The organism is Sinomonas flava (assembly GCF_039531875.1).
Taxonomy (GTDB): Bacteria; Actinomycetota; Actinomycetes; order Actinomycetales; family Micrococcaceae; genus Sinomonas; species Sinomonas flava.
This window is the reverse complement of sequence record NZ_BAAAQW010000006.1, coordinates 403856-416036: the sequence shown is the minus strand read 5'-3', so window position 1 is coordinate 416036 and position 12181 is coordinate 403856. Positions and strand designations below refer to the sequence as shown.

Genomic DNA, 12181 nt, shown 5'->3' with positions numbered 1-12181 from the left:
ACGCCGGCCACACGCCGTCGTCCGTCCCGGTGCCCGCGCCCGAGGCGACGGCTCAGGCACTCCCAGCCGACCCTGCAGGCGCGCCGAACGCGGACCCAGAACCGGCCTCTTCGGCCCGGAGCCGCGCCGATGTCCTGCTCCCCCGACTCGCGGTCGCAGCCGCCCTGACGATCCCGGTGTTCGTCATCTCGATGGTGCCGGGCGCGCAGTTCGCGCACTGGGGCTGGTGGGCGGCGGCACTCGCGCTGCCCGTCGTCACGTGGTCGGCGTGGCCATTCCACCGCGCCGCGGCCATCAACGCCCGCCATCTCGGCTCGACCATGGACACGCTCGTGTCCCTCGGCGTCGCCGCGGCCTACCTCTACTCGCTCGCCCAGCTCGTCGCCGAGCCCCGGATGACCGAACACCCCGGGATGGAGATGTCAGGGAGCGGCGGAGGGCTCTACTTCGAGACCGCAGCAGTGGTCACGACCTTCCTGCTCCTGGGCCGGTGGCTCGAGGCCCGCGCCAAGTCGCTCGCGGGGGACGCGCTGCGCGCCCTCCTGGACCGCGGGGCGAAGCGCGCCACGGTGCTGCGCGGCGGCGTCGAGACGGTGGTGGCGGCCGAGAGCCTCGTGCCCGGCGACCTCTTCGTGGTGCGGCCGGGCGAGACGATCGCGACCGACGGCACCGTCCGCGAGGGCTCCTCTGCCGTGGACACGTCCCTGATCACCGGCGAGTCCGTCCCGGTGGAGGTGAGGGCCGGCGATCCGGTCACGGGCGCGACCGTCAACACCTCCGGCCGCCTCGTGGTCGAGGCAACACGGGTCGGCTCCGAAACGACGCTTGCGGCGATGGCACGCCTCGTGTCCGAGGCGCAGACGGGCAAGGCGCCGATCGCGCGGCTCGCCGACCGGATCAGCGGCGTCTTCGTGCCGGTGGTCCTCGTCATCGCGGCACTGACGTTCGTGGCATGGCTCGCGTTCGGCGGATCGCTGCCCGACGCGTTCACTGCCTCGGTCGCGGTGCTCGTCATCGCGTGCCCCTGCGCTCTGGGACTCGCCACGCCTGTCGGCCTGCTCGCGGGAAGCGGGCGCGGCTCCCAGCTGGGGATCCTGATCCGCGGCGCGCACGTCCTCGAGGACACCCGCGCCGTCGACACCATCGTGCTGGACAAGACCGGCACAGTCACGACCGGCCGCCTCGCGCTCGATGCCGTGGACGCCTTCGGCTCCTGGGACGAGGCCGGGGCGCTGCGGCTGGCGGCCGCCGTCGAGGCGGGAAGCGAGCATCCGCTCGCACGCGCCGTCGTGGACGCGGCCCGGGCCCACGTGCCTGCCGCGCAGGGAGCCTCCCACACGGGCGGTGCGCGCGACGGCGTCGCGCCCGACGCCGAGGGCCTGCCCGACGTCGTCGGCTTCCGGTCGTCGGCGGGCGGCGGGGTCGAGGGGACGGTGGACGGGCACGAGGTGCTCGTGGGCCGCACCGACTGGATCGCGGAGCGCGCCAAAGCGCCGGGGGCCAGCCAGCTGGCCCGGTTCGCCGAGCGCGAGGCGGCGGGCGCGACGGCGGTATGGGTCGTCGTCGACCGCGTACCGGCGGCCATCCTGAGCCTCCGTGACACGGTGAAGCCCGGCTCCGCGGAGGGCATCGCACGGCTCAAGGCGCTCGGGCTGAGGCCCGTCCTGCTCACGGGCGACAACGCCGCGGTCGCCGCGAGCGTGGCCACCGAGGTCGGGATTGCCACCGAGGACGTCCACGCCGGGGTCCGGCCGGAGGGGAAGGTCGAGGCGGTCAAGCGGCTCCAGGCCGGGGGCGCCCGGGTCGCGATGGCCGGCGACGGCGTGAACGACGCCCCCGCACTGGCTCAGGCGGACCTCGGGATCGCGATGGGTTCCGGCACCGACGTGGCTAGGGAGGCCGCCGACCTGACGGTCATGGGCGACGACCTGGGACAGGTGGCCACGGCGATCGAGCTGTCGCGGGCCACGCTCGCGATCATCAAGGCGAACCTGTTCTGGGCGTTCTTCTACAACGCCGTGGGCATCCCCGTCGCAGCCCTTGGGCTGCTCAACCCGATGATCGCGGGTGCGGCGATGGCTGCGAGCTCGGTGCTCGTCGTCGCGAACTCGCTGCGGCTCACGCGTTTCGGCCGGTAGCCCTCCCCTCTCGGGTACGGACAAGACGCCCACACGCCCTCTCGGGTACGGATAAGACGCCCACACGCCCTCTCGGGTACGGGCCACTCAGCAGGCTCGTACCCGAGACCGTCCACAGGATGATTTCGCGTACCCGAAAGGGGTGGGGAGGTTATTTCGCGTACCCGAGACGGGGGGCGGGGAGACGGGGGTGGGCGGGGTCAGGCCGTGCCGAAGCGGACGGCCGCCCGGGCCTTCGCCTTCGCCGCCTCGTCCTCCCGGTTCCGGGGAGGGGCACTCGTCACGAGGTCATCCAGGAGGTGCGCCGTGATGTGGGCGATCTCCTCGACGGCCCTGTTGAAGGCCTCCTCGTTCGCCTTGGACGGATGGGTGCTCCCGCTCACCTTGCGCACGTACTGCAGCGCTGCGGCGTGAACTTCCTCGTTCGTCGCGTGGGGCTCGAAGTTGTGCAGGACTCTGATGTTGCGGCACATGCCGTCAATGCTAGGCGGGTCGCTCCACGATGGGCAGGGCCCCGGTCGTGAGCTCGGAGCCGAGTCCTCGCACCTCCAGGTCAGCTGCCGGCAGGGCCTCCGGCGCCGTGTCGGGAACGGCCTGCTCCGCGGGGGCGCGGAGCTCGTCCATGCGGACCATGATGACGCCGCCCACGATGAGCCCTCCCCCGAGGAACTGCACCGGCCCGGGGACGTCGCCGATCATGAGCCACGACGCGACGACCGAGAACAGGACCTCGGTGAGGGAGACGAAGCTCGCCACCTTCGAGCCGAGCCTCTGCCCGGCGACGATGCCGAAGACGTACGCGGCGACGGCAGCGATGAGGGTGATGCCGAGGACCGGGACCAGCCAGCTGACCTCTCCCCCCATGAGCTCGACGCTGCCGAACGTCGCCGCGACCGGCAGCAGCCCCACCACGGCGAGGACTCCGATCGTTGCCGCGCCGAACACCATGCCGCCGGCCACGGTCACAAAGGGCGGCAGGACGCCGTCGGACTTGGCGGTCAGCACGAAGTACACGGCGAGGCAGACGGCGGCGGCGGCCCCCCAGAGGACGCCGATCGGGTCCACGGTCGCGCCCGTCAGGAGGTCGAGGACGAGCACGAGGCCGAGCATCGCCACGGCCGTTCCCGCGACCGTGAGCGCGCCGGGGCGGCGACGCGTGCGCAGCCAGAGCCATCCGACGATCATGATGGGCGCGAGGTACTCGAGCATCAGCGCCACCGGCGGGCTCATGCGGGCCACCGCGTTGAAGTAGAAGAACTGGCACAGGGCGATCGCCACCGCGCCGTAGGCCGCCATGAGCCCGACGGCGCCGCGGAGCCGGCCCCACTGCCCGCGCATCATCCACAGCGCCGGGACTGCCATGACGAGGGCCGCGAGGGTGATGCGCGCGCCCACCACGGCGCCGGGAGTCCAGCCGGACTCGAGGAGGGACTTCCCGAGCGGGCCGGAGATCCCAAATGTCGCTGCGGACAGCAGGGCGAAGACGAGTCCGGACGCGGAGCGGTTCGCGGCGGATCCATTCACGGCACGCACAGGGCACCTCCCAGGGCAGAAGTCACACGTGATGTCAGGGGTCAAACATGGGTATGGTAATGACAGTAGACACCCCGGCACCGTCAGGAGTCAACGTGATCTTCGCCCATGACACGGAGGTGGCGCTCAAGAGCGCCGTCAACCTCGTCAACACCCTCGACGCGGACCGCGGCGAGCTGCTCGCCACCGGTTCCGACCTGGACCGCTTCCTGGAGGAGGAGGGGTTCAGCGGCTCCCGCACGCACGACGACGGGGAGCTCGCCGCTGTCCGCCTCCTACGGTCGCGCCTGCGGCGGCTGTGGGATGTCCCGGAGGACGAGGCGGTCGAGATCGTAAACGCCCTGCTGCGCGAGGCCCGGGCGCTCCCGCAGCTCGTCAGGCATGACCACTGGGACTGGCACCTGCACGCCACCACCCCGGAAGCACCGCTCGCCGACCGCATGGGGACCGAGGCCGCGATGGCGTTCGTGGACGTGATCCGCTCGAAGGAGCTCGACCGGCTGCGCGTCTGCGCCGCCGAGGACTGCGAGGCGGTGCTGATCGACCTCTCGAAGAACCGGTCGAAGCGCTACTGCGACACCGGGAACTGCGCCAACCGCGCGCATGTGCGCGCCTATCGGGAGCGCAGGGCGGCCAGTTAGCGCGAGGAGGGGTCGCCGTCGTGCGTGTCCGTGCCCTCGGCACCGCCGTCCCCGCCCTCAGACCGAGGCTGGGCGCGGTCGGAGGAGCGGAGGTTGATGCCGGAGCCCTTGCCGAGGTGGTCGGCGTTCTCCTTGTAGCTCATCGAGAGCATGGCGGCGGCCACGAGGCAGACGATGAAGGCGATGCCGGCGCCGCTGAACGCGAGGTCGAAGCGGAGGCCCTTGTTCGTCCCGCCGGAAGCGAAGAACAGCACCGCGAAGAACGTGATGACGGCGAAGAACGCGGAGAACAGGAGGGGCCCCTTGATCCCGACGCGCGGTCCGCGTGGCGATTCGGACATGGGCCCTCCTGAACTGGCCGGGGTGGGATTCGTGGTGTTCTACGAGAAGTAGAACCTTAGTGATTCTAGGCCACGACGCCGCGTGGCGAGGAATCATGCCGCAGGCTCAGGCCCGCGATGGCCAAGAGCACGCCGGTGATGATGGCTCCGCCGCCTGAGACGCCGAGGAGCGCGTGGGCTCCGAGACCGGCGAAGAACGGCAGGATCGCTCCTGCACCGAGATGCACGACGCCGGTGATCACCTCGTCGCGGGCGAGCGGGCTCCGGCCTCGGCCGGCGATGCCGCGGAAGAGGTCCGACGCGCCGGTGAGCACGAGCGCCGCGGCGCCGCCGGCTGCAAGGACGACCGGCTCCGGGGCAGCACCGAGCGCGATCGCGGCCGCTGCCGCGAGCCCGTAGGCCGCCGAAGCGACGGTCCTCTGGGTGCCGCTCGGCCTCGCCTCGGGTTCAGCGGACCGGCCCTCTCCCCTGAGCTGCCATGCCTGCGCGACGGCGAGCCCCACGAAGTATGCGCCCAGCGCCAAGGCAGCTCCCGCCGTGGTCGGCTGGCCCCAGAACACCGTCACCGCGCCGAAGACGAGGGCGACCGCGGCGCGCAGCGCGATGGGCCGCCACAGGGCCGGGCCGGGCGCTCCGGCCGAAGGGAGCGGGTCGGCAGGCACGCCGGGAGCGGGGGTCGAGGGGGTTTCGGGCACGGACCAAGTCTAGCGAGCCCTGTTCCGCAGGTCAGTGCGCCCCCAGGACCATCCAGGCGTTCGAGCGCGCGCGGAGGCCGAGGGTCACGGCCCGGGCCAGCATGTACCCGCCGGCGAAGGCCACCCAGAGCCACATGAGCCCGCCCGGGCCTGCGAGGCCGGCGGCTCCGACCCAGACCACGAGCGGCGCGTACACGACGAGGTTGAGCACGCCGGCGAGGGCGAGGTAGCGGGCGTCGCCGGCGCCGATGAGCACGCCGTCCAGCACGAAGACGTACCCCGAGACGGGCTGGCTCGCGGCCAGCACGAGCAGCGCCGGCCACAGGGCCTCGTGGACCTCGGGATCGGGCGTGAAGATCCAGCCGATCCACGGAGCCGCCGCGGCGAGGATCGCGCCGGTGAGGAGGCCGAAGCCCAGTGACCAGCGCACCATGACGCGGGTCAGCTCGCGCGCCCGCGCGGCATTCGAGGCGCCGAGCTCCTTGCCGATGAGCGCCTGGGCGGCGATCGCGAGGGCGTCCAGTGCGAAGGCGAGGAAGCTGAAGAGGGTCATGGCGAGCTGGTGGGCGGCGAGGTTGGCCGGGCCCTGCTGCGCCGCGACGACCACGGCCGCGAAGATCGCGGCCCGGAGCGTGAGGGTCCGGAGCATGAGCCACGACCCGACATGCGCCGCTGCTTGGAGCCCACGGCGGCTCGGAAGCATGCCGACCCCCTCGTACCGCATCCTGTGCAGGACGATGCCCATGTAGACCGCGGCCATCCCGAGCTGCGCCAGGCTCGTGCCGATCGCCGAGCCCGCGATCCCCCAGCCGAGCCCGTACACGAAGGCCAGGTTGAGCAGGATGTTCCCCGTGAAACCGACGGTCGCGACGACGAGGGGCGTCCGGGTGTCCTGCAGCCCGCGCAGGGCGCCCGTCCCGGCGAAGACGAGGAGCATGCCCACGAGCCCAGGCATCGACCACACCAGGTACTGGATCGCGTAGGCCTGGACCTGGGCGGACCCGCCGAGGACGCCGATCACCGCAGGCGCCGCAACCCAGCCGAGCACCGCGAGGGCCACCCCGAGGAGCAGAGCCAGCCACGCGCCGTCGCGCGCCGCCGCCATCGCGTGTCCCATCTTCCCGGCGCCGAGGAACCGTGCGACCGCCGGCCCGGTCCCGTAGGCGAGGAAGACCATGAGCCCGACGGCGGTCTGCAGCACCGTGGTCGCGAGGCCGAGGCCCGCGAGCTGCTCCACGCCGAGATGGCCCACGATCGCGGAGTCCGCGAGGAGGAACAGGGGCTCGGCGATGAGCGCGAAGAACGCCGGGACGGCGAGGCGCAGGATCTCGCGGGGGGTGGAGCCCGGCTGAAGGCGGGACGAGGCGGTGGACGGGGTCACGGGACCAACCCTATGAGAGGGCGCCGACAGAAAGCCGCGAGAAGCGGGCGGGGTCTCTGTTCAGCCTACGATATTCGAGTTAGTCTTATTGACATGAAATCCGCGGCCTCGTCCCGGACGTACGTCATGACGAAGCGGGCCGAGTCCGCAGCGGCCACGGCCGAGCGCATCCTCGATGCAGCAGCAGGCGAGTTCGAGGACGGCGCCGCGATCGCCGCCATCACGCTCGACGCCGTCGCCGCTCGTGCCGGGGTAAGCGTCCAGACCGTGCTGCGGAGGTTCGGCGACAAGGATGCGCTCTTCGCCGCCGCCGCCGAGCGGCAGGCCGTCCGCGTCGCCGCCGAACGGGACGTCGCCGTGGCGGGTGACCTGGAGGACGCCGTCGCCAACCTCGCAGAGCACTACGAGCGCGACGGGCGCCTCTCACTGCGCCTCCTCGCCGAGGAGGCCTCGTCGCCGTTCATGGCGGCCGTCACCGGCGCCGGACGCGCCTACCACCGTTCCTGGTGCGAGCGCGTCTTCGCACCCTGCCTCGAGGGGCTGGACGACGCCGCCCGCGGGCGCCGTCTCGCCCAGTTCGTCGCCGTGTGCGACGTCTATGTCTGGAAGCTCCTCCGGCTCGATGCCGGGCTGAGCCCCGAGGCGTACATCCAAGCAGTCCTCGAGCTCCTCGAACCCCTGATCCGGAGGACATGATGTCCCGCATCCTCGCCTACACCTCACCCGCCATCGGCCATCTCTTCCCCATGACCCCCTTGCTCCTCGAGCTCACACGGCGCGGGCACGAGGTCCACGTGCGCACTCTCGCCGACCAAGTCGACCTCATGCGCGGCCTAGGGCTGGCGGCGGAGCCCATCGACGCGCGGATCGCCGCTGTCGAGCACCACGACTTCGGCGCCAAGAGCACCCTCGCCGCGCTGTCGGCTTCGGTGGACGTCTTCGTCCGCCGAGCAGCGTTCGACGACGGCGACCTCCTCGCCGCGATCGCCTCAACGTCCCCGGATGCGGTGATTGTCGACTTCAACTCGTGGGGCGCCCGCGCAGCTGCCCAGGCCTGGGGCGGCCCATGGGCCGCGTTCTGCCCCTACACCCCGCCGGTCACCTCGCAGGGCACCCCCCCGTTCGGCCCGGGCCTCCCTCCCCTCGCGGGACCCATGGGACGGCTCCGCGACCGCTTGCTGCGGCCTCTCATCATGGGCCAGCTCGAGAAGCGGTTCCTCCCGGGGATCAATGGGGTCCTCGCGGCCAACGGCATCCCGGCCGTCACCAGCGCCGACACGTTCTTCCGGTCCGCGCCCCTAACTCTGGTGACGACCTCGGAACCCTTCGAGTACCCGCACCCCGACTGGGCGCCCGACCTGCGCCTCATCGGCGCCCTCCCGTGGGAGCCCGCGGCCGACATGCCGGCCTGGGCCGAGGAGCCGGGCTACCCGTTCGTCCTCGTCACGACGTCCTCCGAATACCAGGCCGACGAGAAGCTGGCCCGGGCAGCGGCTGGCCTCGCGGGAGAGCCGTTCCGCGTGGTCGTCACGATGCCGGCGGGTGTGGCAGACCTCGGGCCGCTGCCGGCGAACGTGCGGGTAGAGAGGTTCGTGCCGCATGGGCCGATACTGGCGCAGGCCTCGGTCGCCGTCACCCACGGCGGCATGGGCGCAACCCAGAAGGCACTCTCGGCGGGTGTTCCGGTCGTCGTCGTGCCGTTCGGGCGGGACCAGCTCGAGGTCGCCGCGCGGGTGGTCCACGCCGGTGCGGGTGTCCGCCTGAGCCCGAGACGGATCACACCGGAGCGGCTCCGCCGCGCGATCCTCCGGGCGGCCACTATGGCCGAGGGCGCGCGCCGCGTCGCCGCCGGGTACCGCGCCGCCGGCGGGGCCGAGGCCGGAGCGGACGCGATAGAGGCCCTGCTGGGCCAGAAGCTGCCGGACGGTCGGAAACTGCACAACTCAGGACCGGGAGCGGCCTCGTAAGGCTCGCACCGACCCTGAGCTGTGCGGTTTCAAGCGCTCAGGGAATCGCTGAGCGCCGGTGGCTAGGCGCCGTGGCCGTGGGCTTCGGCGTCGACCTCGACCATCTCGGCGGCATCCTCAGCCGGCGTGTGCGGGTGCGGGCCGACGGTGCGCTGGCTGCGGTAGCGCATCACGCCGATGGCAACCACGACGGCGGCGAGGCCGACCGAGAGCCACAGGGAGTCGCGTGTGCTGTCGAAGAAGGCCATGCCGACGATCAGCGCGGCGATGGCGATGATCGAGAACCAGGTCAGGAACGGGAAGAGCCACATGCGGATCTCGAGCTTGGTGCCGGCCGCGTCCGCTCGGCGGCGCAGGATGAGCTGGGAGATCGAGATGACGAGCCAGACGAACAGCGCGATCGCACCGGAGGTGTTCACGAGGAACAGGAACACAGTGTCAGGCCACAGGTAGTTCAGGCCCACCGTGACGAACCCGACCACGGTGGAGACGAGGACGGAGCGGACGGGGACGCCGCGGCCGGAGATGCGGCCCCACGACCTGGGGGCGTCGCCGCGGGTCGAGAGCGAGAAGATCATGCGGCTGGCCGTGTAGAGGCCGGAGTTGAGGCAGGAGAGCACCGAGGTCAGGACGACGATGTCCATGATGGTGCCGGCGCCGGGAATGCCGAAGCGCTCGATCACGGCGACATAGGGGCTCTTCGCGACGGAGGCATCGTCCCAGGGCAGGAGCGTGACGACGATGGCCATCGAGCCGATGTAGAAGACGAGGATGCGCCACACAGTCGAGTTCACGGCCTTGCGGACGGCGGTGACCGGGTCCTTCGACTCGCCGGCGGCGATGGTGGCGATCTCGGCGCCGAAGAAGGAGAACACGACGACGAGGATGCCGGCGAGCACGGCGTCGGCGCCGTTCGGCATGAAGCCGCCGTGGCCGAGGAGGGTCGAGGTTCCCGGGGCGGGGACGCCCGGGATCAGGCCGAGGATCGCGGCGACGCCGGCGATGAGGAACAGGATGATCGCGGTGACCTTGACGGAGGCGAACCAGAACTCGAACTCGCCATAGGACTTGACGCTCCACACGTTCGTGAGGGTAAGGGCGATCATGAGGACGAGCGCCCAGATCCACTGGTCTACGCCAGGGATCCAGCGGTGCATGATCGCAGCGCCGGCGGTCGCCTCGATGCCGAGGACAATGATCCAGAACCAGGCGTAGAGCCAGCCGATGCTGAACCCGGCCCAGCGCCCGAGCGCCTTGTCCGCGTAGGACGAGAACGAGCCGGTCTCAGGGTTCGCAGCCGCCATCTCGCCGAGCATGCGCATGACGAGGATGACGACGACGCCGGCAGCCGCGTAGGCGAGCAGGATGCCCGGCCCTGCCTGCTGGATGGCTGCGCCAGAGCCGACGAACAGGCCGGCGCCGATGACGCCCGCGATGGCGATCATCGACAGGTGCCGCGGCTTGAGGGTCTTGTGGAGTTCGGGTTGGGAAGCCATGGGGGCCAACTTCCGTGAGGGGGTGCAATGCCGGAATTAATGGTGAACCCATGCCGGGCGAGCATGCCGTGGACATTGCACGAACTTTTCCCGCTGGCGTGATGCAGAAGACCAAAATGGTTTACACACGGACAACGTTCGTTACCCAGAAAGTATCTCGCAACGTGGATGAAACGTAGCCTCGGCCACCTCCCCGCGTTGCGCGGCTCACATCACGAGGGCCGGACGCGCCATACTGACGGCGTGGCCACCCAGTTCTTCACCGCTTCCAGCATCGACGGCTTCATTGCCGATCCCGAGCAGTCTCTCTCCTGGCTTCTGAGCCGGGACGTCGACTCCGCAGGGCCGATGGGCTACGACGCGTTCATCGCCGGCGTGGGCGCCCTCGCGATGGGAGCCACCACGTACCGGTGGCTCCTGGACCACCCTGAGGCAGTCGGCGAGGGTTGGCCCTACCAGCAGCCGGCGTGGGTTTTCACGCACGGCAGCCTGGAGGCCATGGGCGGGGACATCCGCTTCACCGCGGCGCCCGTGGCCGAGGTCCACGCGGAGATGGCGGCCGCCGCCGGCGGGCTGAATGTGTGGGTCGTGGGCGGGGGCGACCTCGCAGGCCAGTTCGCCGACGCCGGCCTCCTGGATGAGGTGTGGGTCCAGTACGCTCCGGTCGCGCTCGGGGCAGGCTTCCCGCTCCTGCCGCGGCGCCTCGAGCTCCGGCTCGAGGACGTGGCACGCAACCGGGACTTCGCCTGCGCCCGGTACTCGGTGGTGCGCTGATGGCACCCGCCGGGACCATCGACGTGCGGCCTGCGACGGCGGAGCGGTTCGACGACGTCGCGACGATCCTCGGCCCGAAGAACCCCGAGGCGACAGTCTGCTGGTGCCTGAGCCACCGCCTCGACTCGAAAACGAACCGGTCGCTCGTGGGACGCGAGCGACGCGAATACGTCCGGGAGCTCTGCTCCCGCCAGATCCCGCCGGGCGTCCTGGCATACCTCGACGGCGAGGTGTGCGGGTGGGCCGCTGTCGCGCCGCGGGCGGAAGCCCACCCCTTCGCCCGCTCGACCAAGATCCCCCACGTCGACCACGCACCCGTGTGGAGCGTGTGGTGCTTCCGGGTCCGGTCCGGGTACCGCAGGCGGGGAGTCGCGCAGGCGCTCCTGGACGGTGCGGTCCGGTTCGCACGGGACCACGGCGCGCCCGCCATCGAGGGCTACCCCGTGGACAACCATGGGAAGAAGGTCGACCTCACGATGGCGTATGTCGGCACGCGCTCCATGTTCGAGCGGGCGGGGTTCACTCCGGCGGCGGAGACGGCGTCCGTGTCCGGCGGCTTCCCGCGGGTGCTCATGCGCCTCGATCTCGCCTGAGACTTCCCATCGGCGCTGCGGACAGCATCTGTCCGCAGCCGTCGCTAGCGTGGGCGCCATGGCTATCGCACGGACACCATCCCTCGTCATCGACTGCCCTGACCCCGCAGCACTCGCCCGGTTCTACGGAACGCTCCTGGACTGGCGCGTCGAGGAGGAGGCCCCCGACTGGGTGGAGCTCCACGGCGAGGACGGCCGGCGCATCGACTTCCAGGGCGTGCCGGACTACCGCGCGCCGGAGTGGCCGGGCCAGGAGCACCCCCAGCAGATGCACCTCGACGTGGTCGTCGACGACCTGGACGCCGCCGAGCAGGCCGTCATCGGACTGGGCGCGACCAAGCACGAGCACCAGCCGGGCACCACCTTCCGGGTCTTCCTCGACCCGGCCGGCCACCCCTTCTGCCTCTGCCAGGCGTGACGCCCTAGGGGTGGACGAGGATCTTGACTCGGCGGGGATCCTGCCGGAGCGGAGGAGCTCGATCACCTCGGCGTGGTCGCCGCAGTAGGCGCTCGTGCCGATGAGGTTGAGCTCGCGCATCACGAGGCCGAACATGTCGATCCCGGCTTTGTGGTCGACGACGATCACCTGCTGGACCCCGACCGCGGCCACCTTTTCGCCGAC

13 protein-coding genes are annotated in these 12181 nt (G+C 71.2%); 7 read left to right on the top strand and 6 right to left on the bottom strand.

Annotated elements, in window-relative coordinates; translation table 11 throughout:
* A partial coding sequence (locus ABD298_RS13260) for a heavy metal translocating P-type ATPase (RefSeq protein WP_344300181.1) occupies positions 1 to 2138 on the top strand: 2138 nt, incomplete at its 5' end.
* A gap of 200 nt (positions 2139 to 2338) precedes the next feature.
* On the opposite strand, the gene ABD298_RS13255 is transcribed toward ABD298_RS13260, so the two are convergent.
* Both ABD298_RS13255 and ABD298_RS13250 read right to left on the bottom strand, forming a co-directional pair.
* Complete coding sequence (locus ABD298_RS13255; RefSeq protein ID WP_208710960.1) at positions 2339 to 2611, bottom strand: DUF2277 domain-containing protein; 273 nt, start codon at positions 2609 to 2611, stop codon at positions 2339 to 2341.
* 10 nt (positions 2612 to 2621) lie between these two features.
* Positions 2622 to 3662 (bottom strand): EamA family transporter, encoded by a 1041-nt coding sequence (locus ABD298_RS13250; protein ID WP_344300180.1) that lies wholly within the window; start codon positions 3660 to 3662, stop codon positions 2622 to 2624.
* Between the two features lie 104 nt (positions 3663 to 3766).
* Here ABD298_RS13250 and ABD298_RS13245 point away from each other — a divergent pair, with 104 nt between their 5' ends.
* Complete coding sequence (locus tag ABD298_RS13245; protein WP_344300179.1) at positions 3767 to 4312, top strand: CGNR zinc finger domain-containing protein; 546 nt, start codon at positions 3767 to 3769, stop codon at positions 4310 to 4312.
* Here ABD298_RS13245 and ABD298_RS13240 read toward each other — a convergent pair.
* The 3 genes from ABD298_RS13240 to ABD298_RS13230 form a co-directional block, all read right to left on the bottom strand.
* A complete protein-coding gene (locus tag ABD298_RS13240) occupies positions 4309 to 4653 on the bottom strand; it encodes a hypothetical protein (RefSeq protein ID WP_344300178.1) in 345 nt (114 codons plus the stop codon). The two genes, ABD298_RS13245 and ABD298_RS13240, sit on opposite strands and share 4 nt — an antisense overlap.
* 65 nt (positions 4654 to 4718) lie before the next feature.
* Positions 4719 to 5348, bottom strand: a complete 630-nt coding sequence (locus tag ABD298_RS13235; RefSeq protein ID WP_344300177.1) for a hypothetical protein — start codon at positions 5346 to 5348, stop codon at positions 4719 to 4721.
* A gap of 31 nt (positions 5349 to 5379) precedes the next feature.
* Positions 5380 to 6729, bottom strand: a complete 1350-nt coding sequence (locus tag ABD298_RS13230) for an MATE family efflux transporter (RefSeq protein ID WP_344300176.1) — start codon at positions 6727 to 6729, stop codon at positions 5380 to 5382.
* A gap of 93 nt (positions 6730 to 6822) precedes the next feature.
* Here ABD298_RS13230 and ABD298_RS13225 point away from each other — a divergent pair, with 93 nt between their 5' ends.
* Both ABD298_RS13225 and ABD298_RS13220 read left to right on the top strand, forming a co-directional pair.
* Complete coding sequence (locus ABD298_RS13225; RefSeq protein ID WP_344300175.1) at positions 6823 to 7425, top strand: TetR/AcrR family transcriptional regulator; 603 nt, start codon at positions 6823 to 6825, stop codon at positions 7423 to 7425.
* Positions 7425 to 8696 (top strand): glycosyltransferase, encoded by a 1272-nt coding sequence (locus tag ABD298_RS13220; RefSeq protein ID WP_344300173.1) that lies wholly within the window; start codon positions 7425 to 7427, stop codon positions 8694 to 8696. The genes ABD298_RS13225 and ABD298_RS13220 overlap by 1 nt, the downstream gene beginning before the upstream one ends.
* A gap of 62 nt (positions 8697 to 8758) precedes the next feature.
* Here the strand turns inward: ABD298_RS13220 and ABD298_RS13215 are convergent, their stop codons facing one another.
* Positions 8759 to 10192 carry an amino acid permease gene (locus ABD298_RS13215; RefSeq protein ID WP_344300172.1) on the bottom strand — a complete coding sequence of 478 codons (1434 nt, stop codon included), beginning with the start codon at positions 10190 to 10192 and terminating at the stop codon, positions 8759 to 8761.
* 243 nt (positions 10193 to 10435) lie between these two features.
* On the opposite strand from ABD298_RS13215, the gene ABD298_RS13210 reads away from it, so the two are divergent.
* Genes ABD298_RS13210 through ABD298_RS13200 form a run of 3 tightly spaced genes read left to right on the top strand, consistent with a single transcriptional unit; the run spans position 10436 to position 11977 of the window.
* On the top strand, positions 10436 to 10966 hold the full coding sequence (locus tag ABD298_RS13210; protein ID WP_344300171.1) for a dihydrofolate reductase family protein: 531 nt from the start codon (positions 10436 to 10438) through the stop codon (positions 10964 to 10966).
* Entirely contained in the window at positions 10966 to 11559 is a 594-nt protein-coding gene (locus ABD298_RS13205; RefSeq protein ID WP_344300169.1) for a GNAT family N-acetyltransferase, read from the top strand. The genes ABD298_RS13210 and ABD298_RS13205 overlap by 1 nt, the downstream gene beginning before the upstream one ends.
* Positions 11560 to 11617: 58 nt before the next feature.
* Positions 11618 to 11977, top strand: coding sequence for a VOC family protein (locus ABD298_RS13200; RefSeq protein ID WP_344300168.1), 360 nt, complete (start codon positions 11618 to 11620; stop codon positions 11975 to 11977).
* Positions 11978 to 12181 lie beyond the last annotated feature (204 nt).